Raw genomic sequence first — 26672 nt, forward strand, 5'->3', positions numbered from 1 at the left:
AATATGATCATTCATTATAAAGATAAGCAGTACTTCACAAGCAAGGATTTAGCATTGTCCGTCATTGGAGGACGTTGGAAAATTGCGATCATCTGGTGCTTACTGCACGAAACGCCATTGAGACTAAGCGAAATACAGAAAAAACTTCCTGATGCCAATCAACGTATGCTGATCAGACAGTTACGTGAATTAGAAGAAGATAAAATTATTACGCGCTACGTCTATCCCGTTGTGCCGCCAAAAGTGGAGTATAAATTAAGTGAAATTGGCTTATTATTGGAACCAGTCGTTACATCGATTTGTGATTTTGGCGATCAGTTTATGCAAACAATTGAAAAGGAACCAGATCCAACGTCAGTCGACTGAATGAAGACAAATTATAACGAATCAGGCTATACTAAGAATTACAGCTATAGACTAGAGAGGGTACAGGTGATGATATGAATAATAATGATATTTTAAGCAGATTACGCTATGCACTGGATCTAAAAGATTCGGCAGTGGTAGAAATGTTTGCGTTAGGCGGACTGAAGACAAACAGGGCAGAAGTCAAAGAAATGCTGACGAAAACGAATGAGGATAGCACGGATGAAATGCAGATGAATGAATATGCAAAAGAAATTGACAACATGATGTTAGAGTCATTCTTAAATGGTTTGATTAGCTCCAAAAGAGGAGTACCGGAGAATACCAGTAATGCTCCACAGCCATTTCTTATGTCAGAGGAAGGCCATCGGAATGTCAATAATATTTTGCTAAAGAAAGTTAAAATTGCGTTATCTCTTACAAGTGAGGATATGCTCGATATTTTAGAAAATGCAGGGGTAACGATTTCTAAAAACGAATTGAGTGCTGTTCTTCGTAAAGAAGGCCATCGAAATTATAAACCGTGTGGCGATCGATATGCGCGTAACTTCTTAAAAGGATTGGCTATTCGTTATCGCGATCAAGACAACGAGGATTAATAGTTTTAATGATGAATATAAAGAGTTAGGAGTGTTAGAAAGATATGTTCAAGCGTAATAAAGCATGGTATTTCCTAATAAGTGTAATGGCGTTGGCCGTACTTTTAGTAGGGTGTGGGAAAGCGACTGAAGAACAACAAGTCGAGACACCGAATGAAGAATCTACAGAGCAACCTAAAGGAGCAGCGGTTGATTACTCGGCAGATGTAAAAGAGAACCCCATCGTGACAATCACGATGGAAAACGATGAGCAGATCGTCTTAGAGTTAGAGCCGACTGTTGCACCGAATACAGTAGCGAACTTCATTTCTTTAATTGAAGATGGCTATTACGATGGCTTGATTTTCCACCGTGTGATTCCAGGCTTTATGATTCAAGGCGGAGATTCATCCGGTGACGGCTCAGGTGGTCCAGGATACGCTATTGATGGAGAATTCTCTTCAAATGGCTTTGAAAATAATATGAAACATGAGCGCGGTGTGATTTCGACTGCACGGACGCAAGATCCGAACTCCGCAGGGTCCCAATTCTTTATTATGACAGACGATAACACTTCACTTGATGGCGAGTATGCGGCTTTCGGTAAAGTAACGGAAGGCATGGAGACAGTGGATGCTATCGTAGCTAATGAAACAGATGCTATGGACAAGCCTATTGAAGAGCAGAAAATGAAGACAGTTGAAGTAGATACAAAAGGTTTTGACTACCCTAAACCAACTACACATTAATCAGAAACAAAACGCAGTAGGCAATTGAGCCTGCTGCGTTTTTTATATAGCATGTTCATTTATTTCCCGTAAAATACACTCATCTAAGAGAATGTGCATAGTAAAGAATTTGACTGTTACTATATACATATCTATTCCTTTTTTACTTGTTTTAACACAGCTACGATGAGGAAGCTGACGATGACTAATAATAACCAAGAACTTAATTTACCTATGCCAACGAGATGCCATGTCTCGCTTTGATTGGGATAAGTCCAAGCACCGAAGAAAGTAGCAATGTTTTCAGCTACCCAAACGAAAAAGCCGATTAATATGAATGAGAGAGATAATGGCATACGGTACTGGGTTTCGTTTATCCAATAGCTCACCGAGGCACGCCAAAAAATAAGTAGTACTAATGCGGACAACCACCATCTTATATCGATCCAATAATGATGTGTGAAGAAGTTTCCATATATTGCGATGGCAAGCGGAACAACTGCCCAGAGCGGAGGCCATTGAATTAGGCTGACATGTAATCTTCTCCAAGCTTGGCATAAATAGCTTGCCACACTCGCATACATGAAGCCGCTGTATAAAGGAACACCGAAAACTTTGAAAAAACCTTCTTCAGGATAAGACCAGGAACCCATATGTACTTTAAATATCTCTAAAGCTAGGCCTATAATATGAAATAACGTAATCACTTTAAGTTCGTCACGTGTTTCGAGTCCAGATTGTACCATCCACCACTGAGTTCCGATGAAAATGAGGAGTAGCCAGTCGTATCGTGGCAAGAAAGGTAAAGGTATGATTTGTGTAAGTGCCAGTGAACTGAAGATGATAACAGGGAAGATGCAAGCTAAAGCTTGTTGCCATCCAAAATTAAAGAGTTGTCGTGTAGAATTCATTGTCTTATTACGTAATACCTGAATATTCATATGCCACCGCCTATTTATTCATAATGGAGATTAGTATGACGCTCATATAATAGTGTAGGTTCATTTACGAATAGATGTTTCACGTGAAACATTGCAGATTAGTGGAAGCGGGTGATCGGTTTTGAGTAGACAGATAATTGATGCGCATATTCATTTGGATATGTATGAAGAGGAAGATCGGCTTCAAATCTTGAGCGAATTAGAAGAGAATGATGTAACTTCGATAGTGGCGGTATCAAATGACTTTGCATCTTCCGTTAAGCAATTAGAGCTTTCGAAAATAGATAGACGAATTAAACCCGCTATAGGTTATCATCCCGAACAAGCTCTACCGAGCGAAAGTGAGCTTTCAGCTATTCTGCGATTGATTAATGACAATGCAGATTGTCTCACAGCGATTGGAGAAGTGGGGTTGCCTTATTATTTACAAAAAGAGCAAGCAGACTTAGACGTAGTACTATATAAAGAAGTGTTGGAATGCTTTGTTCGGAAGGCGGCTGAATATAACTTGCCAATTGCCTTACATGCCGTTTATGAAGATGCCGATATAGTGTGTGAGATGTTGGAACAGTATTCAATCCCGAAAGCACACTTTCACTGGTTTAAAGGGGACGATAGAATAGTGCAACGGATTGTTTCGAACGGTTATATGATTTCTGTGACGCCAGAAGTTACGTATCGGAAAAAGATTCAGCATATCGTTAAACAAGTTCCGTTAACTCAGTTAATGGTAGAGACAGATGGACCATGGCCTTTTGAATATACTTTCAAAGGAAAATTAACACATCCCTCCATGATGCATGAAAGTATGAACAGTATTGCCAGAGTTAAAGGTGTAACTGTTGATGAAGCGTATAAAGAAATCTATGAGACTACACAACGGTTCTTTTGCATATAAAACGGAGACACGCATCAAGCCGCGTGTCTCCGTTTTATCTAAGTACAAAATTTATGAGCAAATCACAATAATTTTATGTGGAGTAGTTTGCGGAGGGATACTCTTTGTAGTTGCACTATATAAAACTATCAAATTCCGCTCTGCTATATTTCCTGTGAAATACTGACCATTTGTCGAAAGTATTTCAGTTTGCGGAGACAGATTAAGTTGAAGCGTTCCATCACTACTTTGCAAGCGACGATTGAAGTAGTCAACTTTCACGTTTTCACGCCTGGAATCTTTGGACATAACTACCGCTCTAAATTGAGGGGGATAAATCATAGGCGTGGCAGCGTCGGCATCATAAAATCCTGTAACGCGATCCCCTACATGAACTTTCACATGATTAACGAAATAAGTTGTAGGCTCTACTACAAAGTTGACGACATTTCCTCGACCATTGTCGACCGTCATTAATACGTAGCAACCTGCGTCCTTATTTTGCCCTGTATAAAAATCACTTATTACCATTACGACACCACTGAAAGACTGAAGATTCATCGTAATACCCCTTTCATTCCTAAATCGTATCTATCTAGACTATGCGAAGCGTCCAATTTAGTGACTAGTTGAAAATCCTACAGCATAAATTGAAATAATTTTCCAAAAACCAATTGACATTACCAGCAAAACACTATATATTAAATGATAACTGTTCTCATTTGTGCGCTTTGAAAGTCACATACTTGTCATAGTCTACTAGATGATTGAGTTGCAATGATTTGTGTATGGGGCGATTTATGAGATAATTTAGAAGTGGAAATATATCCAGTGACTGGAAGCCGGTTGGTGGATTTATGTAGCATAAATATAAACAAGTGAGAGGGGATTATGTCCAAGTGAGAAAAGCATTTTTATACTTTTTAGTTGTAAGTTTTTTCGTGCTGACAATAGGGCTGCCGCAAGCATCCGCTAAAATAGCAAACGGTACCCAGCAATTAAATTATCAAGTTAATCAGCCGGACAGCACTAATGCATCTATTGCGAATGATTACTTCCAAAAACCGGCACTTGTAACGGTAACGAATGGTTCTGCCATCGTACAGCTTACGCTTAAGAACAGTTCTTGGATTACAAAGTTCGAGCCAGCAGGCGGAGCAGAAGTAGTCAATGAAGACCTGAAGGCAGATACGCGTGTTGTAGAGTTTAGCGTAAGTGATATTTCAAAGCCAATTAAGATCCCGATGAAAGTGGACGTAGAGCATATCAATTACCACCACGAGTATACAGTTGATTTGGTGTTCGAGGATAAGAGTGCCGTGACACCACCGGCAGTAAAACCACCTGCAACTACTACTACCCCACCACCTAACACAAATACCAACACTAGTACCAGTACAGTCACAAAAAAGCCAACTACTCAAGTACCAGTTAAGAATCCACAAACCAGTGATCCAACGCCGTACCTATTAATCTTTGTATTGGCAGGTTCTGCATTTTTATTGTATAAAACTAGATTTCATAGAAAACAGGGGGAACAATAATTATGACGAAAAAAACATCATCTCGCGCGACGAAAGTAGTACTTGCTTCATTACTAGCAGCTTCCATTGCTATTCCAACAGCAGCATCCGCTAACCCGATCAGCACAAGTGACCGAGCAGCATCTGCTTTGACACAGGCGGTAGCAGTGGATCAAGTGATTGATTTTCATGTTTATAAATCAGGGACGACTACACCAGAACCTGCAATCAGCAGTCACCTAGTGCCACAGGGTACATTGGTAGAAAAAGACGGAGTGACATATGTGCAGGTAACAGTGCCAGCTGGTTCAGCTCCCATGATTGCTGGTCTACAAACGTTGCAAGGGAAAGAACTTGTAGATGCCACTAGTGTGGAAAATACTGATGGGACAGTAATGTATAGCTTCCCGGTAGAAGTGGATAAAGTGAACTCTGGGAAAATACACGTTAAAACACCTGTTCATGAAATGTGGTATCCATTTGATTTCAAAGCAACAGTTGCTAAAGCAGATACAGACGGAGAAGCAATCAGCAATGTGAACGTAAAAGTATATAAAGATGGAACAACGGAAGAGTCCATTATGAATAATTATATGTCGCCAGTTGCATCTGTGAAGAAAGTAACGGACGGTAACGAAGTGACAGTAACTTTCCCTAAAGGCGACTATATCCACGGATTTAAAATCTCTGGTAAGGATGTACCTGTAGCAACAGATGATAAATCAACAGGCGAACGCACATATACATTCAAGGTAGCGGATCTAACGAAGTTAGTGAATGCTGATCTACACGTTATTGTAAATGAAGGGCCTATCAAATATGATTCAAACCATAAAGTACAAATTGGTCTTGATGGTGCAAAACCAACTGTAAACCCGTTTAAAGACATCGCCAAAGACGGGAACAAAGATGCAATCCTAGCTCTTTATAACAAAGGAATTGTCAAAGGTGCGGACAGGTTCAATCCACGTAACAACATCACACGTTCACAGTTCGCATTGATGGTTGCACGTGCGTTAAACTTGGAATCTACTAAGGACGCAGGTTTTAAAGATTTAGACAAAATTACGGATAAAGAACGCCTAAGCGCAATCAATGCTCTTGCAGAGGCAGGTATTGTGCAAACGAATGAAAAGTTCAATCCGAACCATACATTGACTCGTCAGCAAGGTGCATTGATGTTATACCGTGCAATTCAATTTGCAGAAGGTAAAGAAATCAAAAAAGGTGATACAACTCTCCCATTCTATGCAGATGGAAAAGCAATTACAGATCCTGAAGCGAAGCAAGCATTTGCATTGTTGTACGCAGAAAAAATCATGACAGGTGCCCCTCAGCCAAACGGTAAAGTTTTGATCAGCTCAGGCAGTTCATTACAACGTACACAAATGGCTAAAATTTTATATGGTTCATTAGAATTTATGAATAAATAAGAACGAATACAGATACTTCCTTTCGCTTTTTTAAAAGCGGAAGGAAGTTCCTGTCGTTTTACATGATATGTAAAGGAGTGTACGTCTGAAATGAAAAGAATGGTTTTGTCACCTCTACTTTTGCTACTCATCTCTGCGTGGCTTCCTTTTCATTTTGTAAACGCAAACGAAAGGAAAGAAATTGCAAATGACGTGCATCAAGTTGAACTAAGTTTTCTATCACATGAAGCCGAGGGTACAAATATTTTATTTACTAAGCAGGCTACGTTAACTGTTAAGGAAGGTCGCTATACATTATCTATTGCGGCGAAGAAAGATCACATCCTAATGCAAATCACTGCCGTGCAGCAAGGAAACAAAACGAGCACGCGTCTGGATCGAACAGAAAACTTAGTTCAGTTTGATATAGAGGATGTACAACAAAAGATTGAACTCACGGGCACATATCGTTTGCCGAAAGAACATGCACAGCAATCTTTTTCATATGAAGTGTTGATCAAGGAGCAGTCATTACCACCGTTTGATCAGATTCAACCAGCACAGTCCATTCAACCGGGTGACGATACCGTACACTACCGATTGCTTTCAGATGGTAAACCGTCGGCACTGAACGACTATGTTAATCAAGTACTGCACGTTATTAAACGTGACAATCGATACTTTGCACAGTTAGAGATTCTTCAACCGAGTAAGGTTAAAGGCTTCACAGTAGAGCAGCAAGGGAATTTAGTGGAACCAAAAGTGGTATCACAAAACAAGACACGTATTGTGCAGTTTGAAGTAGAAGATTTCCAGAAGGGGACTCGTATTTGGATGAAAGTGAAGGAATCTGAGAACTCGCATGTACAGGAAGAGTTTTTGCAAATAGCTTTCAATCAGCAACAGATAGCGAAGTTTTTGAACAAAGTACCTTCAAACAACAAAGCAGTATCTTCATTGACTAAGCGAACTGAGCAACCTAAAAACCCCACTACTCCAATTAAACAAAACACGAATGAAAAAGAAAAAAATATAGAAAAGTCATCTGAAGAAAAAGAACAAAAACAGGACGAGTTACCGCCTCTTCTTCCTGAAGTGCAATTGGAATTCGATCGTACAGTGGATGATGTGAAGGAAGAACCAGCTGAGGTCGTTACGCAAGTAGCAAGCGAACCGGAAGAACTGGCAACTCATGCACAAGATGAACAAACGATTCCCTTTGATATAATAAAAATGGGAATACTGTTTACATTATGTATGTTGTCGGGTGTCTTATTGATACGTCGACTACTAAAGAGAAATCACGTGATGAGTAATGAATAACGAGTGGAGGATTACAACGTGCAAAAAAAGTGGAGATATGTATGGCTGATGTTGGTAGTCATGACAGCAGCTATTATCGCAGGGTGCGGCAATGATAAAGAAGAGAAAGCTGTTTCAGCAGATACCGCCGAGAAAAGTGAAACCGCTGAAACAAGTGATCAGCGAATTATTGCGGGCACTGTAGTCATCGCGGATATTCTGGATAAGTTAAATATAGATGCCATCGCTATTCCTGAAACAGAAAAAGAATTGCCGAGCCGGTTTGATGGTCTTCCAACCATTGGCAATGCCATGACACCGGATATGGAAATTGTGAAATCAATGAATCCAACAGACTTTTTATCCGTTTCTACATTGGAATATGACCTCGAAGACGGCTTTGAACAATTGAAAATCCCGGCAACATTTTTAAATTTTCAAAGTGTGGACTCGATGATACAAGAAATCCAAGGTCTTGGAGAGCGCTATGATCGTAAAACACAAGCAGATAAATTAGTAGGGGACTTACAGAAAAAGATTGAAGCTGCCGAAGTAGTGGCAGCGAATCGCAAAGGTCCAAGAGTATTAATATTATTAGGTATCCCAGGTAGTTACTTAGTCGCGACGGAAAACTCCTACGCGGGTGATCTCGTAAAACGTGCTGGTGGAACGAATGTCATGGAAGGTCAGGATCCTGAATACTTATCGTCCAATACTGAGTATCTTCATAATAGTAATCCAGATATTATCTTGCGTTTATCACATGGTATGCCAGATGAAGTCGTGGAAATGTTCAACGAAGAGTTCCAAACGAATGATGTATGGAAGCATTTTGATGCGGTGAAAAATGGGAAAGTCTATGATTTGGAAGAAGAGTTATTCGGTACAACCGCTTCATTGCAAGTACCTGAAGCATTAAGTGAGCTAATGAAGATTTTCTATCGATAACTCGATGAATTTCGTTTGAAAAGGAAGGCCGTCATGAGAAAAAGAATTGCTAGTTATGTAATCGTATCCCTACTGCTCGTCGTAACCATCGTATATTCGGCTACGACAGGTAGTATTAAAATGGGGTTCTTTGAATTTTTCGGTGCGCTCTTTGAACAGGGCAACAGTCAGATGGAAGCAGTTCGTGACTTGCGCTTTCCGCGGATGATTGTGGCGTTATTTGCAGGCGCGGCATTGTCAGTATCGGGTGTCTTGTTGCAGTCTGTAATGCGTAACCCCCTTGCGGATGCAGGAATTATCGGGATATCTTCCGGTGCTGCATTCGTGCAGTTATTCATTATTTCGTTCTTTCCGGCGCTCTTTTTCATGACGCCTTTATTTGCATTTATGGGTGGGGCCTTCGCGTGTTTTCTGGTCTTTGCATTATCGTGGAAATCAGGTCTTAGCCCGTTGAAATTAATTCTTGTGGGAATTGCGATCAATGCAATGTTCACTGGTCTCACCGAAGCGTTCATTAGCTTTGGTGGTTCGTTGAATGTCTCAGCCTCAAGTGTGATTGGTTCGAATTTAACGATGCGTACATGGAGCGATGTATTGACCATTGCGACATACGGAACTATCGGATTGGTTCTGGCATTTGCATTGTACAGCTGGTGTAACTTATTAGTGCTACAGGATAAGACCGCAAAGAGTATCGGCTTCCATGTCGCGCGTGCTCGTTTACTCATTGCGGCAGTAGCTGTTTTACTAGCAGCGATTTCGGTCGTAGTGGCGGGTGTGATTTCATTCGTCGGTTTACTTGTACCGCATATTGCCCGCAGATTAGTAGGCTATGACCATAAGGTGCTTATACCGTTCACAGCGCTTTTAGGAGCATTGATAATTTTGTTGGCTGATACGCTCGGTAGAACGATCGTGGCGCCGCTTGAAATACCTGCTTCGACGTTGATGGCGATCATCGGCGGACCGTTCTTAATATTCTTACTGCGAAAAGAGTGACCTGTTATGGAAATGAAGCGCATTATTGTATCGCATGATAATATAAACAATCACTTGGATGATGTCTCGACGTCTATTTCTAAAGGCAAAGTGACAACGATCATCGGACCAAATGGTTGTGGGAAATCGACATTACTAAGTGTACTTTCACGAAGTAATATACCGAAGTCGGGGACGGTATCACTGGAAAATCGTGATTTAGTAATGTTTAAGCCGAAAGAGTTTGCGAAGAAGTTAGCGATTGTTTATCAGCAGAATGAAGTGCCAAAAGATTTGACGATTGAAAAACTGGTCGGCTTTGGTCGGTTGCCACATAAAACGTTATTGCAGCGAAACCAAGAAGAGGATCGCAAGGCAATAGACTGGGCATTGTCCGTGACGAATCTAACAGACAAACGCCATAATGACTTAGAAGCATTATCGGGTGGAGAGCGTCAGCGTGTATGGATTGCGATGGCACTAGCACAGCAGTCAGAAATACTGTGCCTAGATGAGCCCACAACTTATTTGGATATTTATTATCAGATTGAATTATTGGAGCTTGTAAAATCACTAAACGAAGACTATGGATTAACGATTGTCATGGTATTGCATGATATCAATCAGGCGATTCGGTACAGTGATGAGATTATTATGATGAAGAATGGTCGAATCATTGCAGAAGGTCCGCCACGTGAAATCATTACAAAAGATGTCATCAAAGAAGTATATGGAGTTAACGCTGTCTTCAAGGAAGATGACGAATTAGGTCTTTATATGATGTCTCTTGGTATTTAGGAGGTAAGCTGATGAAGAAACGCCTGTCGAAACTGATGCCACTCGTTTACCTGGCAGTCTTTCTCTACTCAGGCTATTTACTCGTGCAGTATTTGTATACATACGTGGAATCAGCCAGCTCATTGAAGGAAACGCAACAGATGTACGAGACGGCGTTAGAAAGTACAGCTCAGGTTGCTGTAACGGAAGACGCCAAAAAAGATCCCTCGGAAGATGATTCGATGCGTCCACAATTTGAAGAATTAAATAAAGTGAATCAAGATATCGTGGGTTGGATTTCAGTAGAAGGTACCAATTTGCATAATCCGATCTTGCAAGCTGAAGACAACGACTTTTATTTAAATCGTAACTTCACACGAGAAAATAGTCGCGCAGGCAGTGTCTTCATGGACTATCGGAATGATATTACGGATATGAGCCACAACACGGTCCTTTATGGTCATGCGATGCGAAACGATACGATGTTCGGTAGCTTGAAGAAATTTGGAGATCAAGACTATGCAGACGAACATCCCGTTATTTATTTCGATACATTGTATGAAGGGTATGATATTGAAGTATTTGCAGCATACGAAACGACGATTGACTTTTATTATATCGAAACAGATTTTCAGACGGACGAGCAATTTTCGGAGTTTCTAGAGGAAGTAGAATCGCGTTCTCTAATTGATATGCCTGTTGAAGTAGGGGTGGATGATCGGATTGTGACACTGTCGACTTGCAATAACTCTGTGAATAGTAAAGATAAACGCTATGTAGTGCAGGGGAAATTAGTGAAGCGCTAACGTATATAGATAGAATGAGGAGTTGCTCTTACAGGGTAGCTCCTTTTAATTTCTTTAACGATTCGTCTGGTAATGATACGATAGGATAAAACGATGAGGTGGGGGACTTCATGGACTTGGATCGACTGCAAAGTAAGTTATATGAAAATAAATCTTTATTCATCGGAGAAGATACTGCATTCCGTTCCGCTGTAATTATTCCGTTAGTAGAAGCGGAAGGGGAATGGCATGTACTGTTTGAGGTGCGTGCCTTCACGATGAGGAAACAGCCAGGAGACATCAGTTTTCCAGGTGGCAAAATCGATGTAACGGATGCGTCACCTATGGAAGCAGCTTTACGGGAGATGCACGAAGAGCTCGGAGTTGATCCGAAGACCGTACAGATGATAGGAGAGCTAAGTCCGTATATTGCGTCGCCTTCATTTGTCGTCTATCCGTTCGTGGCGGTTGTTGATTATCATGAAATTATTCGAAGCTATAATAAAGACGAGGTGGAGGAGGTATTCTCAATTCCATTAAAGTGGCTTGCGGAACATGAGCCATACATGCATATGGTAGCAATTGAAACAGCACCGCCTAAAAACTTCCCGTTCGAAAAGATTATGAATGGAGATCGGTATAAATTCAGAAGTCATTCTCTTGAAGAATGGTTTTATGAGTATGGTAATTATACAGTTTGGGGATTGACGGCTAGAGTGTTAAAGCATTTTATCGATATCGTGAAGAAATAAACTGGAATGAGGATCAAGTATGAAACAAAAGAGGACATGGAAATTCAAGTTGTTCGTCGGACTAGCAATTTTCCTGTTAATGATTGTAGTTGGTTTCTTTATATTCGCCAGTACTTATTATACAGCGCAGTCTTACGCGGAAGAAAATGTACAATCAGATTCAGATGTAGCGGTTGAGAATGGTAAAGAGCTAGTGTTTGAACCTACATCAAATAAGAAAAACATCGGTTTTATTTTCTATCAAGGTGCAAAAGTGGAAGCTGAAGCATACGCACCGATGGCCAAGGAAATTGCTAAACAAGGCTATACCGTAATTATTCCTCACTTGCCGCTCAAGATGGCGATCTTATCGCCTGACCGAGCCGATAAAGTGATACGTAATTATCCTGGAATAGATACATGGATAATAGGCGGGCATTCTTTAGGCGGTGTGACAGCATCGGATTATGCATCTCGTCATGAAAAGATTTCTGCGCTTGTGTTGCTGGCTTCTTATCCTGGAAGTCATACGGATTTGAGTGAAGCGTCGGTGGATATTTTGTCGATTTCGGCGAGTCAGGATGAGGTGGCGGATGCGGAGGCTATTCAGGCAGCTAAGTCTAGTATGCCTAGTGATGCAAAATTCATTGAGATAGAGGGCGGTAATCATGCAGGTTTTGGTGATTATGGCGAGCAGAAGGGTGACGGTAAAGCTACTATATCGAATGAAGAGCAGATTATGCAGACTTCTGCTGCGATTGTGGAATTACTTGAGGGGTTGGAGTAGTAGAAAATATCTTTTAGTGAAATAAAAGGCTGTGCAAGAAGTCGTGTATGCATGTTTTCCAGCACAGCCTGTAGCTTTATTTTTAGAATGTAGAATTAAAGTACTGTTAGTGTCACTTCAATATTGTCTCTAGTTGCTTTGGAATATGGGCAGACGTGGTGTGCTTTTTCTACTAGCTCTTCTAGTTGAGCCTTTTCGATGTCTGTGCCTGTCACTTGTAACTCAACTTCTAGCTTGAAGCCGCCGTCTGTCTCATCTTTGCACAGGCTGACGTTAGCTGTGACTTCCGATGAAAATTTAACACGTTCTTTGCTTGCGACGAGTTGAAGTGCGCTGTCGAAACAAGCTGCATAACCTGCAGCGAATAATTGCTCAGGGTTGGTAGAGTTCTCTAATTCTTTCGCTCTTTTTGTACCTGGCATTGCCGTATCGAATTCGACTACTTTGTCGGAGGATACTACATGGCCTTCTCTTCCTCCGTTAGCAGTTGCTGTGGATGTAAATAATTTTTCTGACATGAAATCACTACCCCTTGTCTAATTTTTTAGTCTCACTCCATTGCGTACCCGAATATTGGATAATTATGTGTGAATTCTTTAATCTTTTATGTACGTGTATAGTAACGTCATCCAACGTAGTGAATACATTTAGTTAAATTAGTTAGGAAGTGGGAACACGAAATGAACAAAAATGATATTGCAGATATCCGTAAACGATTTAAATTAGATACAGATCTTTTGACGATCACTGACATTTACCATGTGTACATTAGGCAGGAAAGCAGTGAGATTTACCATGAAGAAAGTCAGGCTTTTGCTTTGCTTGACCGTGAGCAACAGGAATTGTTCATGACGAATTTCAAAAAGGTGCTCGGTGGTAAACTAGGCATGAAGTTATTTGAAGTGAAGTTCGAACGTCAGAATGAAGAGAATACCGAGGATCACGCACAAAAGATTTTGTATGAAGGGTTGCATGCGGAAGAAGCCGAAGAATGGAAAGAAGAGATGCAACATCTAGCACTCAAGATGGTGAAAGATGTCCAATACGAAAAGGATCTCGTCGTGACATTTATTCGTGGAAACTACTTTAAGAAGACTAAGCGTAACAGTGAAGAGACGGAAATTGATATGCGGGATGAAGTGTTTACGACACCATTTATTCTATGCAGTATGAATCATACAGACTTGCCGAAGCGCTCCATTGTATTTGATTTTCAGGAGCGTGAATTCAAATCAAATACGATGCTCGATCCAATCATTAATCTTGCGTCACCAATAGGCGGCTTTTTATTCCCTTGCTTTACAGACAATTCAGCTGATGTCAATCATGTATTGTATGCTGCGGGTAAAGCGAATAAGCCGGATTATGCGTTCATAGAGCATGTCCTGAATGGAGAAGAAGTGGTTACTGCTGCGGACGATAAGGCTGTTTTCGAAGAGATCGTGAAACAAGTAGTTGGTGGTGAAGTAGACACGGAAACACTAGGAAATGTATATGAAGCTATCTACCGTTTAACTGTAGCGGATGAAGAAGAGGAAGAACCGGAAGAGCCGCCAGCAATTGATGCGAAGCAAATAGAGCGTGTATTGAAAATGAGCGGTGTCGACTACGTGAATACAGAGTCTGTAGAAACAGCTTTCCAGACCATAGTGGATGACACTTCTTATGAAATGAAAGCATCTCACATCGTCCCAAGTTATACGTCGAAATCGATTAAGATCGAAACTAAAGTAGCGAACATTTCAATCAGTCCACAAGACTTGAAGTATGTGAAACAAGTGAACTACGATGGCAAGCAATGCATTTTGATTGAAGTAGAAGAGGATACAATTATTGAAGGATTCAAAGTGATATCGGAAGATTTATTGACATGAAAATAGCCATAATTGAATCCAATCCGCAAAGTAGTTGAAAATTCGACACATTGCTGGCTTAATCCCGACAAATAAACAAGTCCCTTTAAACCAAGTTATATTTGATGTATAATAGAAAAGATGGTAGTAGATGTATGGTTAAACTGAGACAGAATAAAGTGCTCCTAGTACGCGCCATGTATGCTGTGACGCCTTATTTAGGAACATTTACGATTCTGTAAATTTCACATATAAGGAAGGTCAAAATGAGTAATAGACAAACTAAATCAGATGTTATATTAATTGGTGCCGGAATTATGAGTGCAACGCTAGGAACAATGTTGAAAGAATTAGCGCCTGACTGGAACATCTCGTTATTTGAGAAATTAGATAAAGCAGGGGAAGAGAGTTCGCATGAGATGAATAATGCGGGAACAGGACACGCAGCATTGTGTGAACTGAATTATACTTCCGAAAGACCGGATGGGACTGTAGATATCGCAAAAGCGGTTAAAGTTAATGAACAGTTCCAATTATCTATGCAATTTTGGTCCCATCTAGTAGAGAAAAACTTAATTAAAGATCCTGAGAAATTTATTATGCCACTGCCACACATGAGTCTTGTACAAGGTGAAGACAATGTGACGTATTTGAAGAAACGCTTTGAAGCGATGACAGCAAATCCACTATTCGAAGGAATGGAGTTTTCCGAAGATCCGGAGAAACTAAAAGAATGGATTCCGTTGATCATGAAAGACCGTACTGTTGATGAAGCAATTGCTGCAACAAAAATCGACACAGGTACAGACGTAAACTTTGGTGCATTGACTCGTATGTTAATCGAGCATATGCAAAAAGTGGGCGTTGATGTAAACTACGGTCATCAAGTGGAAGATATCAAACGTACAAGTGACGGCGAATGGGAATTAAAAATAAAAAATAATAAAGATGGCAAGCTTGAATTCCATAAGACTAAATTTGTTTTCATTGGTGGCGGAGGCGGAAGTCTTCCATTGCTACAGAAAACAGGTATACCTGAAAGTAAGCATATCGGTGGATTCCCAATCAGTGGTGTCTTCATGGTCTGTAAAAATCCAGACGTAATTGCAAAACATCACGCGAAAGTATACGGGAAAGCAAAAGTTGGTGCACCACCTATGTCCGTTCCGCACTTGGATACTCGTTATATTGATGGCGAGAAGTCCTTGCTATTCGGACCGTTCGCGGGCTTCACACCGAAGTTCTTGAAAGAAGGATCCATGATGGACCTTATTGGTTCTGTGAAACCAAATAACCTTACGACAATGCTTGCATGTGGTGCAAAAAATCTGTCGTTGACTAAATACTTGGTAGAACAAGTAGTACAAACAAAAGAACAACGTATTAATGAACTCCGCGAGTTTATTCCTGACGCGAAAAGCGAAGATTGGGATCTATGGACGGCAGGTCAACGCGTACAAGTCATCAAAGATACTCCGAACGGCAAAGGTACGCTTCAATTTGGTACAGAGCTTGTAACGGATCAGGATGGTTCTATTGCAGCGTTACTTGGAGCATCTCCAGGAGCATCTACTGCAGTGGCAGTTATGCTGGATCTTATTAACAAGTGCTTCCCAGGACAAGTAAGCGATTGGGAGCCGAAGTTGAAAGAAATGATACCTTCATACGGTAAAGCATTAGCAGAGCATCCTGAATTATTGAAGGACATGCATGCATCTACTTCCAAGATATTGAAGCTAACCGAAAATGAGCTAGAAAAAGAAACAGTTCATAACTAATAGTTAGAATTAAAAACGCACTACTACGATGTATTTCGTAGTAGTGCGTTTTTTATTTCGGTTCTAATGAAGTAAGGAAATAGTAAATACTCGTTTACTATGTTTCGGGAAATTAAAATTCTATACAAGTAAAGAAATTTGGATATACAGTTAATTTGCAACCACATACATAATTCGGAAATAATTCAATCTATAAACTGCTATAATTATGATGAAAGTTCAGGAAATGAGGGGTAGATTTATGTCACTTCAATTTATCAGTGTAGAAAAACGTATACATGATTCCATAATTTTTTCTTCTTTTAATTTATCGATACATCCCGGCCAAGGAGTAGCAATCTACTCCAGTGTAAATGTCCGTGAACAATTAATGGGATTACTGTTAGGAGATACCACGCCTTCGAGTGGAGAAGTTAAAATAGTAGGTGATCAATATACTGAATGCAAACAATCACTAGGATTCCTGTTTTTAGACAACGGTTTATACGAGCGTTTGACTATTGAAGAAATGATTAATTTTACTAAACGGCTCTATTCATCAACGCTGTCTGTAGATGAAGTAATTGGTATTGTGCAATTACGATCAAAACGAAAAATGAAAATAAAGAAGCTTTCTTATTCAGAAAGCAAACGTGTTCAACTAGCTTGTTTACTTGTGCAAAATCCAGACGTCTATATTTTTGAGGAAGCAGATCAAAATCTTGATCTCGAATCGAAGCGTATTTTTTTGACTGTTTTACAAGAGCTTAAAAAGAAGGAAAAAGGTGCATTGGTTTTAACAGGAAACATGGAGAGTGCTGTCACTGTAGCTGATCAGATCTTTCGTTTGGATGAAAATGGTTTACATGCTATTCATACACATGATATGTCAGAAGAACAACCTACTATTGATGAAACAATAACCTTGGAGGAATCCATACAACCGGTTCGTTTTGAAAAAATCCCGACAAAAGTAAATGACAAAATTGTTTTATTTGATCCAACTGAAATTGATTATATTGAAAGCAGTGAGGGACAATCATTTCTGCACATAAAGGGTGAGTCTTTCCCGGCTAATTTTACATTGAATGAACTAGAAGGTCGATTACTACCATTTGGTTTCTTCCGTTGTCATCGCTCTTATATTGTTAACTTGCAAAAGGTGCGTGAGGTAATTACTTGGACAAGAAATAGTTATAGTCTCGTTTTGGATGATAAAGAAAAATCGACAATACCTTTATCTAAAACGAAAATGGCAGAGTTGAAAGAGATGCTTGGACTCTAACTCTGTGAAAATAAATATATTTCCCGGGTAATATATTCATATACATATCTCTCACTGTAAGGAATCGTCATGATTTCAGCTTAATTAGCTATCGATTCAACGTTTTATGTGCTCCATTCACCATCCGTAAATCTCCTTTCATTGGAAATATGATGTGACCAATGATTATTTCCCTTAATCTAAAAGTGTGAAGAAGACATACGGCAAATAATGAGGAGAATGGAAATGGTAAATATTATTGAGGTAAAGAAGTTAGCTAAATTATTTGGAAATCAAAGTGCAATTGAAAGTGTAGATTTTCATGTGAAGAGAGGAGAGATATTTGGCTTTTTAGGACCGAGTGGATCTGGTAAAACAACTACTATTAAAATACTGACTGGCCAATTAGAGCCTACAAGTGGAACAGCAGAGATTTTTGGAGAGTCGATCACTCAGTTGAAGAAGTCAAAATATCGCAGTCGCTTTGGGGTGGTTACAGATAATAGTGGGCTCTATGAAAGACTATCGATACATGACAATTTAAAGTTGTATTGTGATTTATATAATATTCCATATTCGGAAATTAATGTTGTTCTCAATACAGTGAACTTAAAGGATGATAAGACGAAGCGAATTTCTACATTATCAAAGGGAATGATGCAGCGTGTAATATTGGCACGAGCATTGATTCATAAACCTGAATTACTGTTTCTTGATGAACCAACGTCTGCACTTGACCCTGGAAACTCTTTTCATATACACGAGGGTCTGCGCGCTCTCAATAAAGGAGGAACAACTATATTCCTCACTACTCATGACATGCAGGAAGCAGAACTTTTGTGTGATCGAATTGCCTTTTTAGATCAAGGAAGGATTCAGCTACTCGATACTCCCGAAAAGCTTAAGCAGCGGTTCTCTGATTTAACAATCACCATAGAATTGGTGACAGGAGAAAAAGTTATGCTACCGGCGGGGAGTGAAGGGGCAGATCGTTTGTATCACTATATGAACAACAATCAAGTCATAACGGTTCATTCCAATGAACCTACTTTGGGAGAAATATTTATGAAAGTGACTGGGAGGGAATTGACATGATAGTTTCAATGAAGAGAATGAATGCAATATTAATGAAAGACTTCAAGGATTTTTCACGGAATTTGTACGTTTCTACTGTTCTCATCTTGCCTATTGGATTAGCAGCTTTATATGGAAGGACGGGTGTTAATTCAATAGAAAGTCAATTTATGTTGATCAACTTGGCATTCGTAATGATTGCTACATTTATTCAATGTTGTCTGATCGCTGAAGAGAAAGAGAAGAATACACTAAGGGGTCTTATGCTATCGCCTGCAAGTACCGCTGAGATTCTTGGCGGGAAAAGCTTACTAACATTCATACTTACCATGTTTGTTGTAGTAGTTACTGCGTATCTTTCTGACTATAGGCCGGCTAATATTAGTGTAATCTTCACTGCATTCTTTTTAAGTACATTTTTCTATATTGCATTGGGAACATTGCTCGGACTGTTTTCAAAGTCAGTATTGGAAGCTTCAATCATTGTGATGCCGGTATTTGCTATTTTCTCCTTAGGGTCATTTCTTCCGATGATTATCGATCAGTACCCGATTCTCAAAATAGGTATGTACTTGCCGAATGTTCAATTGATTGAACTGGCTACAAAAGTAGAAGCAGGAGCTGGTTTTGTGGACGTGTTATTGGAGCTGTTTATTATTTTAGCTTGGACAATTTTAATATTCTTGCTAACACGTATTATTTATCAAAAGAAAATGGTTGATTAAATGAAAAGAAAAGCAAACCCATGTAGCAAGGGTTTGCTTTTCCTATTTAAACATAGAAACCTTCTTCAACATCGCACAAACCGGTATAGCAATAGCGATGCCTACTGCACATTGGACCAGGTCGCCTGGAATGGAAGCAAGCGGGATAATTAAACTGTTATATAGAACACTTTCCCCGATATAATAACCAGCAATTGTGAATGGTATGGATACTAACATTGCGAGTAGATTGTATTTAAAGCTAGTTCCTTTACGGCCATTGGACCAAGCGACTTTACCTACAATATAACCTTGCAGTCCGCGTGTCAGAATTGTAATCGGTGCCCATAAAGCCCAACCGCTGACAAGATCGAACAAGCCCATTCCAACAGCTCCTGCAATCATACCTTTCTTCGGTCCAAATAAAATGGAGACAATGAACAACATGGCAGTACCGAGATGGATTAATCCACCGTTTCCTAGAGGCAGCTTAATATTGAGTAAAAGAGTAGCGACGAACACGAGTGATGCAAGCATGGATGTCAGTATTAAGTCAAACGTCTTCGTTCGTTGTGCTGGATAGCTCTGTGTTTTTTGCATAGTCTGAATCTTCCTCACGTATAAAAGTAGTAAATTTAGAATAAAGGCAATCTGATACTTTAGAAAGAGTCAATTTATAATAAATTTAAGGGGTCAGAACAGGAGACTTTTACATATTTTGAAAACACTCGCTACATTAGTTGTGTAAGTTTTGTGGTATATATATCCACTAACTATATGTTATGTGGTAATAGAAGTAAGAAAGTGAAGGAAATGATACAAGTACACGGAATGGGTGTAGGTAGGACAAGGTGAGTCAACGCTATTTGACTCCGACACGCAGAAGATTTAGTCGAGGTTTATAAAAGGAGTTTATAGATGGTAGTACGTCTGAAATCGCTACTCGAACCAGTTGTTCCTCAGTAAATTATATCGGTAGACGTGCGCAACGATTGAATTGACTCCGATTGGAAAGACTATTATATTCATCACGATAGGTTTTTGTAGTAGTATGTAAGTATTGGGTATTGTATGATAACACGACCTGATGGCACAAATATTTGACGCAAAGGAATAGGCAATTGCCTACTCCTTTGCGCTTTTTTATTTGCGTAGTTTTTTTACTGCAACGAGTACAATGGTCAAAGTTATAAGTCCCAAACAGATTAATATAGACAAGATAATAGAAGAATACTCTCCATTAAATCCACTTTCCGAAGTGTGCTTAGAATATATCCCGTAATATGCCCAAATCAATACAAGTGCGTAGGCTATATCCTGACGTCGGATCGTAGTTAGAATCCCGATAGCAGCTCCTACGAATAAAATGATAATCGTCCATGTGACGTCAGATAAGCCCAATCCGTCCCACTCAATAGAAACGAGAAAAGCGGTAATGTTTGCAATCGTAGCGATTGTAATCCACCCAAAATAGATGCTGAATGGAAGTTTAATGAAGAATGCTTCTCTGCGAGTCAACGAAGCATCGAATGTGATGGTATTGATTTTTATTAATGTCAGCAACATCAGTAACATGACGATAACGGAAAGTAACAGATATTCATAATGCCATAAGAAAATCCATGATGCATTCAATACAGAGGAGATACAGAACCATATGCCTACTTGACTAAGTAGTTGTGGATTCTTCTTCTTCTCTTGAAAAAGACCAAGTTGATAGATGACATGAAATAATAACAGTAAGTAGATTACACTCCAAATAGAAAACGTAAATCCTGCGGGCGTAAATAAATTTCCGTATTTATCTGATAGCTCACCAGTCGTTTGTCCATTTAGAGGAATGATATTGGCCAATGCATTTGCTGTGATCAAGATTGCATAAGTGATAACAATAGCTACGCGTAAAAGTATAGATGTTTTCTTTTGTTTCATTTCTTCACCTCCACTTTGTTTCATTATAGTGTAGTCCATAGTTAAGTATTCCTGGTTTAATGCAGTGTGAAACATGGGAAGCCTTCTTCATTTAATAGAGGTTGATGGTATAATGGATCCCAAATGGATTGGTAATAAAATGGAGGTCTGAATACATGAAGAAAAATGTACATGTAGTGGGAGCAGTGATTGAAAACGAGAGAGGTGAAGTGTTAGCTGCACTTCGTAGTCCTATGATGACACTGCCGAATTATTGGGAGTTCCCAGGAGGTAAAATAGAAACGGGGGAAACACATCAGGAAGCACTGCGACGAGAGATTCAAGAAGAACTGGGTTGCACCATTACTGTAGGGGAAGCAGTAGAAGACACTACATATGAATACGAAAAAGTCATTGTTCGATTAGAAACGTTCATGGCGAAGATTGTGAAAGGAAAGCCTGTGGTGACAGAACATGCAGAATTACGCTGGATTGCAAAAGAACAGTTACACACGCTGGATTGGGCACCTGCGGATATACCGGCGATTGAAAAACTGGAAAATCAATAGTATTTGGAAAGAGGTGTCTGTGGGATGGGAGATTTTATTCGGCAACTAGAAGCGTCTTTGCATAAGGGGTTTGTGAATAAAGAACATAATCAGAATGGCAGTTATAAACCGGAGCTATTGGTGAATAATTCAATAAAGAATACGACGGTGCTATCCTCGATTCAGGATGAACTTCGACACTGTGAACAATTCTTATTTTCAGTGGCATTTATCACAGAAAGCGGACTGGCTACACTTAAGTCTTTGTTTTACGATTTACATAAACGGGGCGTAAACGGCCGAATCATTACATCTACTTACTTATACTTCAATCAGCCAAAAGTATTTCGTGAGCTTCTAAACATTCCGAATGTAGAAGTACGTCTTACTGAAAAGGAAGGCTTTCATTCAAAGGGTTATATTTTTCAGCAAGGTGATCAATATTCATTAATTGTAGGCAGTTCAAACTTAACAGCACATGCGCTACAAGTGAATTATGAGTGGAATGTGAAACTGACGTCTCATCGTGATGGGGAAATTGTCTATCATTTTAAAGATCAGTTTGAGGATGTTTGGTCAGATGCCAATGTATTAACTGAAGAGTGGATTGAACACTATGAAACGGTTTATCAGGAACATGCAGATCGGATAAGCGGTGCTCAAATATTTGAGCACCCATCCACCTATCAAACCAATGCACTAGAACAGGCGTTAGAGATTACACCAAATAACATGCAACAGGCGGCCCTTGCAAGTATTGAAGCGGTGCGTGCGAACGGTGAGGATAAAGGGCTGGTCATTTCGGCAACAGGTACAGGGAAGACGTATCTATCTGCGTTTGATGTACGTAAATTTGCACCCAAACGTATGCTATTCATTGTGCATAGAGAGCAAATCTTGAAGAAAGCTATGCAAGATTTCAAGCGGGTACTCGGGGGAATCGACGAAGATTTTGGATTGTATGTTGGGGCGAGTCGCCAGTCGGATAAGAAGTATGTGTTTGCAAGTATCCAAACGTTGTCCAAGCCCGAAAACCTTCAGGACTTTAACCCAGAAGACTTTGATTATATTTTAATTGATGAAGTACATAAAGCGGGTGCGGCGAGCTATTTGCGTGTGATGGACTATTTCACACCTAAGTTTCTAATGGGGATGACCGCGACACCTGAACGAACAGACGATTTCAACATATACGAGCTCTTCGATTATAATATTGCTTATGAAATCCGTCTTCAGGAAGCACTGGAAGAAGATATGTTGTGTCCGTTTCATTATTTTGGCGTCACGGATTTTGAAATAGATGGTGAGCTAATTGGTGACCACACGGTTCTTTCTAAATTGGTAACGAATGAACGTGTAGAGCATGTCATTGAAAAAGTTGCCTATTATAGTCATGCCGGTGATCAAGTGAGGGGCTTAATGTTTTGCAGTCGAAAAGAAGAGGCGCGTGAATTATCAAGAGAGTTGAACTTACGTGGCTATAGAACCGTAGCATTAACGGGGGATGATTCGTATGATGAGCGCATGCGAAGAGTCGGCCAGTTGGAAAATGGCGAACTCGATTATATACTGACTGTGGATATTTTCAATGAAGGTATCGATATCCCAAGTATCAATCAGGTGGTCATGCTTAGACAAACACAGTCCAGTATCATTTTCATTCAACAACTAGGACGGGGACTACGCAAAGATCAAAATAAGCCATTCGTTACGGTTATTGATTTTATCGGAAACTATGCCAATAACTATTTGATTCCAATTGCGTTGTCTGGTGACCGCTCGATGAATAAAGATAATGTTCGACGCAATATGAAAGATACTAGTTATATTAAGGGCGTTTCGACAATAAATTTTGAAGAAGTTGCACAGAAGCGTATTTTTAACGCAATCAACAACAGTAATTTAACGTCTTTAAAAATCTTGAAAGATGCTTATCAGAATCTGAGGAATAAAATTGGTAGAGTGCCTTATCTATATGACTTTATCGAACAGCACTCCATCGATCCAGTCGTTATTATAAACAAACACAATAATTACTTTGACTTTCTAATGAAAGTTAAATCTACAGAAGATCCTATTCCAACAATTACACCGTATGAAAGTCAGGTATTAACAATGTTCTCTATGGAATTGATCAATGGCAAACGGATTCATGAAGTAGTGCTAGCTCAGATGTTGCTCACTAAGGGAAGTGTTCGTTTGGACGAATTCATCTACGAGCTAGAAACTACAGGCTGTCAAGTTGATGACGATACGATCGAATCCATCATGCGAATCTATGACTTATCGTTTTTTACACAAAATGCCCAAAAGAAATACGGAAATCAAGCGATTATTACGATGGATCACGACCAAGTGTTCACATTCAACGAAAAAATGCAACAAAGTATTGAACATGATTCGTACGTAGTATTTCTAATTGCAGACGTGTTGCGCAGTGCGAAGGAAAAGTCGAAAGTATACGATTGCGCAAACAAGTTAACGCTACATGCAAAATATTCACGTAAAGATGTATGTAAATTATTGAATTGGCAGGCAGATGAGAGTTCAACGATGTATGGCTATAAGACAAAACATGGCACTTGCCCTATATTCGTAACGTATCATAAGCACGGAGAAGTAGAATCCAGTGTGGATTATGGTGATGAATTCATTAACCCTGAATTATTCAAATGGTATACGCGCAGTAACCGAACACTACGATCGAATGAAGTTCAAACTATTATTCAGGCTAAGGAAAAGAATATTGATATTCATCTATTCGTAAAGAAAGATGACGACGAGGGAACGGACTTCTATTATTTGGGTAAAGGCCTACCTGACCGGCAAAGTGTTGCGGAAGACCATATGATAGACGGCAAAGGTAAGCGTTTGCCAGTAGTCCATATGAATATGGTAATGGAACACCCAGTAGAAAATAAACTTTATGATTATTTGATAGAAGCCTAAAAAGCCCGCGAGATATCTCGCGGGCTTTCATTCATTCACATTCGCATCGATACGTCTCGGAACAAGGTGGGCACGTAGGGCACTTTTTATGACGACGTTCTTCTTTTGATTTCTTTTTCTTGCAAGTACATGACTTTTTACATGTACACTTGCCGCGACATGTACACTTTTTATTGCACTCACATGTACGTTTTGGTTTATGCTCCTTACATATGCAGTTGGTTTTGCAGTCACATTTTCGCTCTACTACTTCGAATTGCCGCATCATATCATGATCTTCGTGCTCTAAAATATGACAATGAAGCATATAGCGACCGGTGAATGGAGCAAAACGCATAATGACCCGTGTCACAAACCCAGGTGGAGACTGCACGACATCTTTCCAGCCTCGTTCATTTACGTCTGGTTGTACAGGGGGGCCTGTAAAATTGAGTAAACCATTCGCTATGAAACCTTGGGCGTCAAATGGGATGCGGTCGAGAATCTGGAATTGGACCAAGTGGATGTGTATAGGGTGCGTTGCGCCAGCCGTGTTGATGATGCGCCAGATCTCTGTATCATTCAGTTTAGGCTTGAAATCGATTCGTTCCATGAAACCTTTATTATTAAACAAGAACTTTAAACGACCATATTCATCGATGTCTGCATCCAGTGTAATGTCGCGTGTTCGAGCGGCGTCGCATTCCCGTAGTTTGGGTATATTGCTGAGTATAGCGGGAACGTTGCTCGTATCTGGCCCTGTTAATTCAACCAACCTGAACTGCATAATCTGCCCATCGGTTTCAGGATCAGGCGGAGTGCCTATTGGCGATGGGAAATCAAACGGAGTGGCTGCAGTATTTTCTAATATGATCGTATCATCGGGTGCCAGTTTGGAGAAGTCAATAATAACGTCCATCCGTTCAGCAGGTGCAATGGTTAACTCATCCATATATACAGGCGTTTCCAATAATCCACCGTCTGAGCCAATTTGTATGATCTTCTGACCGTTTGATAAGTTCATTTTGTAAAAGCGTTCATTTGAAGCGTTCAATATGCGGAATCGGTATTTTCGCGGCTCTACTTCTAAGTATGGCCAGACCTTACCGTTGACTGTGATGTTTTCAAACGCTTCACCAGGTGTGACGGATGGATGTGGGAATGTCAATCCGGGCTGTACAGGTCCTGGTCTAACATTTGTTGTATCTGAATAAAATAAGGAACCATCTTCGTTAAAACCACGGTCAGCGATAATGAGTGGAATTTCATACGCACCAGAAGGAAGGTTCAGTTTACGTTCTTCTTCATCACGGATGATATACATTCCAACCAGTCCTGCATAGACGTTCAAACGCGTAATGCCGACCGCATGGTCATGATACCAGAGTGTGGCAGCGCGCTGATTATTATTATATTTATAAACAGGAGAATCAAATAGAGCACCGACTGTATGATAGTTATTCGTAAACCATGCTTCAGGATGTCCGTCGCTTTCCGGCTCTACTTCTGCTCCGTGTAAATGCACTACTGTACGAACATCTGGCATATGTTCGCTTGAACCGTGGAGTGTTCTATCAATCGGTAGAAAATGTTGATCAGGTAGTTCGTTCTTCCACTTGATATGTGCACACTCACCGCTGTTCACGTTGACTAGGGGGCCAGGGAATTGCCCCTCATATCCCCAGATCTTTGTAGGTGCCAACTCTGAATGAAACTCATGAAAAAATTCCTTCATGCCAATTTCATAGTACGAGAAGCACTTATGCCTCTCGTGTGGAGTAAGATATTGAGGGATAGGTAGTTGATCAATAAACGGTGTTAATTTCAATACATCGCTTCCTTCCAAGTGAAGTTACTATCAAAACTAGTAGATGCACGAGGGGGACCACTTATGCCTATA

The 26672-nt window shown here is 40.0% G+C and carries 26 protein-coding genes; 20 read left to right on the forward strand and 6 right to left on the reverse strand.

Features of this window, described 5'->3' with window-relative positions:
* The first annotated feature begins 3 nt into the window (after window positions 1–3).
* From CSV74_RS06300 to CSV74_RS06310, 3 genes are all read left to right on the forward strand, one after another.
* Entirely contained in the window at window positions 4–366 is a 363-nt protein-coding gene (locus tag CSV74_RS06300) for a winged helix-turn-helix transcriptional regulator (RefSeq protein WP_029054354.1), read from the forward strand.
* Between the two features lie 74 nt (window positions 367–440).
* Window positions 441–965: a YehS family protein gene (locus CSV74_RS06305; RefSeq protein ID WP_099691013.1), complete on the forward strand. Its 525-nt coding sequence runs from the start codon at window positions 441–443 to the stop codon at window positions 963–965.
* Between the two features lie 44 nt (window positions 966–1009).
* Window positions 1010–1693 carry a peptidylprolyl isomerase gene (locus CSV74_RS06310; protein WP_099691014.1) on the forward strand — a complete coding sequence of 228 codons (684 nt, stop codon included), beginning with the start codon at window positions 1010–1012 and terminating at the stop codon, window positions 1691–1693.
* A 131-nt stretch (window positions 1694–1824) separates the two neighbouring features.
* On the opposite strand, the gene CSV74_RS06315 is transcribed toward CSV74_RS06310, so the two are convergent.
* Window positions 1825–2613, reverse strand: a complete 789-nt coding sequence (locus tag CSV74_RS06315) for a DUF817 domain-containing protein (protein WP_369823691.1) — start codon at window positions 2611–2613, stop codon at window positions 1825–1827.
* 121 nt (window positions 2614–2734) lie between these two features.
* Here CSV74_RS06315 and CSV74_RS06320 point away from each other — a divergent pair, with 121 nt between their 5' ends.
* Entirely contained in the window at window positions 2735–3511 is a 777-nt protein-coding gene (locus CSV74_RS06320) for a TatD family hydrolase (protein WP_233190810.1), read from the forward strand.
* A 51-nt stretch (window positions 3512–3562) separates the two neighbouring features.
* Here CSV74_RS06320 and CSV74_RS06325 read toward each other — a convergent pair whose 3' ends face one another.
* Window positions 3563–4051: a hypothetical protein gene (locus tag CSV74_RS06325; protein WP_099691015.1), complete on the reverse strand. Its 489-nt coding sequence runs from the start codon at window positions 4049–4051 to the stop codon at window positions 3563–3565.
* A 338-nt stretch (window positions 4052–4389) separates the two neighbouring features.
* Here CSV74_RS06325 and isdC point away from each other — a divergent pair, with 338 nt between their 5' ends.
* The 9 genes from isdC to CSV74_RS06370 all read left to right on the forward strand — a co-directional run bounded on the left by isdC (window position 4390) and on the right by CSV74_RS06370 (window position 12733).
* On the forward strand, window positions 4390–5034 hold the full coding sequence (gene isdC / locus CSV74_RS06330) for a heme uptake protein IsdC (RefSeq protein WP_233190812.1): 645 nt from the start codon (window positions 4390–4392) through the stop codon (window positions 5032–5034).
* A 2-nt stretch (window positions 5035–5036) separates the two neighbouring features.
* A complete protein-coding gene (locus tag CSV74_RS06335) occupies window positions 5037–6446 on the forward strand; it encodes an NEAT domain-containing protein (protein WP_099691017.1) in 1410 nt (469 codons plus the stop codon).
* 90 nt (window positions 6447–6536) lie between these two features.
* Complete coding sequence (locus CSV74_RS06340; protein ID WP_099691018.1) at window positions 6537–7748, forward strand: NEAT domain-containing protein; 1212 nt, start codon at window positions 6537–6539, stop codon at window positions 7746–7748.
* Between the two features lie 48 nt (window positions 7749–7796).
* Window positions 7797–8675 (forward strand): heme ABC transporter substrate-binding protein IsdE, encoded by an 879-nt coding sequence (gene isdE / locus CSV74_RS06345; RefSeq protein WP_099691135.1) that lies wholly within the window; start codon window positions 7797–7799, stop codon window positions 8673–8675.
* Between the two features lie 33 nt (window positions 8676–8708).
* Complete coding sequence (locus tag CSV74_RS06350) at window positions 8709–9674, forward strand: FecCD family ABC transporter permease (RefSeq protein WP_099691019.1); 966 nt, start codon at window positions 8709–8711, stop codon at window positions 9672–9674.
* A gap of 6 nt (window positions 9675–9680) precedes the next feature.
* The gene (locus CSV74_RS06355; RefSeq protein WP_099691020.1) at window positions 9681–10451 is read left to right on the forward strand and encodes an ABC transporter ATP-binding protein; all 771 of its coding nucleotides are present in this window, start codon (window positions 9681–9683) and stop codon (window positions 10449–10451) included.
* A gap of 11 nt (window positions 10452–10462) precedes the next feature.
* Complete coding sequence (gene srtB / locus CSV74_RS06360) at window positions 10463–11236, forward strand: class B sortase (protein ID WP_099691021.1); 774 nt, start codon at window positions 10463–10465, stop codon at window positions 11234–11236.
* A gap of 110 nt (window positions 11237–11346) precedes the next feature.
* On the forward strand, window positions 11347–11967 hold the full coding sequence (locus CSV74_RS06365; protein ID WP_029054341.1) for an NUDIX hydrolase: 621 nt from the start codon (window positions 11347–11349) through the stop codon (window positions 11965–11967).
* A gap of 19 nt (window positions 11968–11986) precedes the next feature.
* Entirely contained in the window at window positions 11987–12733 is a 747-nt protein-coding gene (locus tag CSV74_RS06370) for an alpha/beta hydrolase (protein WP_099691022.1), read from the forward strand.
* 95 nt (window positions 12734–12828) lie between these two features.
* Here CSV74_RS06370 and CSV74_RS06375 read toward each other — a convergent pair whose 3' ends face one another.
* Window positions 12829–13251: an organic hydroperoxide resistance protein gene (locus CSV74_RS06375; protein ID WP_099691023.1), complete on the reverse strand. Its 423-nt coding sequence runs from the start codon at window positions 13249–13251 to the stop codon at window positions 12829–12831.
* 162 nt (window positions 13252–13413) lie between these two features.
* Between CSV74_RS06375 and CSV74_RS06380 the strand changes: the two genes are divergently transcribed.
* The 5 genes from CSV74_RS06380 to CSV74_RS06400 all read left to right on the forward strand — a co-directional run bounded on the left by CSV74_RS06380 (window position 13414) and on the right by CSV74_RS06400 (window position 19406).
* Complete coding sequence (locus tag CSV74_RS06380) at window positions 13414–14607, forward strand: DUF4317 domain-containing protein (protein WP_099691024.1); 1194 nt, start codon at window positions 13414–13416, stop codon at window positions 14605–14607.
* A gap of 245 nt (window positions 14608–14852) precedes the next feature.
* Complete coding sequence (locus CSV74_RS06385) at window positions 14853–16364, forward strand: malate:quinone oxidoreductase (RefSeq protein WP_099691025.1); 1512 nt, start codon at window positions 14853–14855, stop codon at window positions 16362–16364.
* A 241-nt stretch (window positions 16365–16605) separates the two neighbouring features.
* Window positions 16606–17628: a LytTR family transcriptional regulator DNA-binding domain-containing protein gene (locus tag CSV74_RS06390; RefSeq protein ID WP_029054336.1), complete on the forward strand. Its 1023-nt coding sequence runs from the start codon at window positions 16606–16608 to the stop codon at window positions 17626–17628.
* Window positions 17629–17853: 225 nt separating this feature from the next.
* On the forward strand, window positions 17854–18702 hold the full coding sequence (locus CSV74_RS06395; protein ID WP_029054335.1) for an ABC transporter ATP-binding protein: 849 nt from the start codon (window positions 17854–17856) through the stop codon (window positions 18700–18702).
* Window positions 18699–19406, forward strand: coding sequence for an ABC transporter permease (locus CSV74_RS06400; RefSeq protein WP_099691026.1), 708 nt, complete (start codon window positions 18699–18701; stop codon window positions 19404–19406). The genes CSV74_RS06395 and CSV74_RS06400 overlap by 4 nt, the downstream gene beginning before the upstream one ends.
* A 42-nt stretch (window positions 19407–19448) precedes the next feature.
* On the opposite strand, the gene CSV74_RS06405 is transcribed toward CSV74_RS06400, so the two are convergent.
* Both CSV74_RS06405 and CSV74_RS06410 read right to left on the reverse strand, forming a co-directional pair.
* Window positions 19449–19985, reverse strand: coding sequence for an ECF transporter S component (locus tag CSV74_RS06405; RefSeq protein WP_029054333.1), 537 nt, complete (start codon window positions 19983–19985; stop codon window positions 19449–19451).
* Between the two features lie 543 nt (window positions 19986–20528).
* Window positions 20529–21317, reverse strand: a complete 789-nt coding sequence (locus tag CSV74_RS06410) for a TspO/MBR family protein (RefSeq protein WP_099691136.1) — start codon at window positions 21315–21317, stop codon at window positions 20529–20531.
* A gap of 155 nt (window positions 21318–21472) precedes the next feature.
* On the opposite strand from CSV74_RS06410, the gene CSV74_RS06415 reads away from it, so the two are divergent.
* Both CSV74_RS06415 and CSV74_RS06420 read left to right on the forward strand, forming a co-directional pair.
* Window positions 21473–21865 carry a (deoxy)nucleoside triphosphate pyrophosphohydrolase gene (locus tag CSV74_RS06415; RefSeq protein WP_099691027.1) on the forward strand — a complete coding sequence of 131 codons (393 nt, stop codon included), beginning with the start codon at window positions 21473–21475 and terminating at the stop codon, window positions 21863–21865.
* A 24-nt stretch (window positions 21866–21889) separates the two neighbouring features.
* On the forward strand, window positions 21890–24793 hold the full coding sequence (locus tag CSV74_RS06420) for a DEAD/DEAH box helicase (RefSeq protein WP_099691028.1): 2904 nt from the start codon (window positions 21890–21892) through the stop codon (window positions 24791–24793).
* A gap of 31 nt (window positions 24794–24824) precedes the next feature.
* On the opposite strand, the gene CSV74_RS06425 is transcribed toward CSV74_RS06420, so the two are convergent.
* Window positions 24825–26600, reverse strand: coding sequence for a multicopper oxidase family protein (locus tag CSV74_RS06425; RefSeq protein ID WP_099691029.1), 1776 nt, complete (start codon window positions 26598–26600; stop codon window positions 24825–24827).
* Window positions 26601–26672: the final 72 nt, after the last annotated feature.

Origin of the sequence: Sporosarcina sp. P19 (genome assembly GCF_002743165.1) — a bacterium.
Taxonomy (GTDB): domain Bacteria; phylum Bacillota; class Bacilli; order Bacillales_A; family Planococcaceae; genus Sporosarcina; species Sporosarcina ureae.

Bases quoted from the DNA above. Each gene is read 5' to 3' on its own strand.
- CSV74_RS06300 (WP_029054354.1), top strand. From the start codon at position 4: ATGATCATTCATTATAAAGATAAGCAGTACTTCACAAGCAAGGATTTA.
- CSV74_RS06305 (WP_099691013.1), top strand. From the start codon at position 441: ATGAATAATAATGATATTTTAAGCAGATTACGCTATGCACTGGATCTA.
- CSV74_RS06310 (WP_099691014.1), top strand. From the start codon at position 1,010: ATGTTCAAGCGTAATAAAGCATGGTATTTCCTAATAAGTGTAATGGCG.
- CSV74_RS06315 (WP_369823691.1), bottom strand. From the start codon at position 2,613: ATGAATATTCAGGTATTACGTAATAAGACAATGAATTCTACACGACAA.
- CSV74_RS06325 (WP_099691015.1), bottom strand. From the start codon at position 4,051: ATGAATCTTCAGTCTTTCAGTGGTGTCGTAATGGTAATAAGTGATTTT.
- CSV74_RS06335 (WP_099691017.1), top strand. From the start codon at position 5,037: ATGACGAAAAAAACATCATCTCGCGCGACGAAAGTAGTACTTGCTTCA.
- CSV74_RS06340 (WP_099691018.1), top strand. From the start codon at position 6,537: ATGAAAAGAATGGTTTTGTCACCTCTACTTTTGCTACTCATCTCTGCG.
- isdE (WP_099691135.1), top strand. From the start codon at position 7,797: ATGTTGGTAGTCATGACAGCAGCTATTATCGCAGGGTGCGGCAATGAT.
- CSV74_RS06350 (WP_099691019.1), top strand. From the start codon at position 8,709: ATGAGAAAAAGAATTGCTAGTTATGTAATCGTATCCCTACTGCTCGTC.
- CSV74_RS06355 (WP_099691020.1), top strand. From the start codon at position 9,681: ATGGAAATGAAGCGCATTATTGTATCGCATGATAATATAAACAATCAC.
- srtB (WP_099691021.1), top strand. From the start codon at position 10,463: ATGAAGAAACGCCTGTCGAAACTGATGCCACTCGTTTACCTGGCAGTC.
- CSV74_RS06365 (WP_029054341.1), top strand. From the start codon at position 11,347: ATGGACTTGGATCGACTGCAAAGTAAGTTATATGAAAATAAATCTTTA.
- CSV74_RS06370 (WP_099691022.1), top strand. From the start codon at position 11,987: ATGAAACAAAAGAGGACATGGAAATTCAAGTTGTTCGTCGGACTAGCA.
- CSV74_RS06375 (WP_099691023.1), bottom strand. From the start codon at position 13,251: ATGTCAGAAAAATTATTTACATCCACAGCAACTGCTAACGGAGGAAGA.
- CSV74_RS06380 (WP_099691024.1), top strand. From the start codon at position 13,414: ATGAACAAAAATGATATTGCAGATATCCGTAAACGATTTAAATTAGAT.
- CSV74_RS06385 (WP_099691025.1), top strand. From the start codon at position 14,853: ATGAGTAATAGACAAACTAAATCAGATGTTATATTAATTGGTGCCGGA.
- CSV74_RS06390 (WP_029054336.1), top strand. From the start codon at position 16,606: ATGTCACTTCAATTTATCAGTGTAGAAAAACGTATACATGATTCCATA.
- CSV74_RS06395 (WP_029054335.1), top strand. From the start codon at position 17,854: ATGGTAAATATTATTGAGGTAAAGAAGTTAGCTAAATTATTTGGAAAT.
- CSV74_RS06400 (WP_099691026.1), top strand. From the start codon at position 18,699: ATGATAGTTTCAATGAAGAGAATGAATGCAATATTAATGAAAGACTTC.
- CSV74_RS06405 (WP_029054333.1), bottom strand. From the start codon at position 19,985: ATGCAAAAAACACAGAGCTATCCAGCACAACGAACGAAGACGTTTGAC.
- CSV74_RS06410 (WP_099691136.1), bottom strand. From the start codon at position 21,317: ATGAAACAAAAGAAAACATCTATACTTTTACGCGTAGCTATTGTTATC.
- CSV74_RS06415 (WP_099691027.1), top strand. From the start codon at position 21,473: ATGAAGAAAAATGTACATGTAGTGGGAGCAGTGATTGAAAACGAGAGA.
- CSV74_RS06420 (WP_099691028.1), top strand. From the start codon at position 21,890: ATGGGAGATTTTATTCGGCAACTAGAAGCGTCTTTGCATAAGGGGTTT.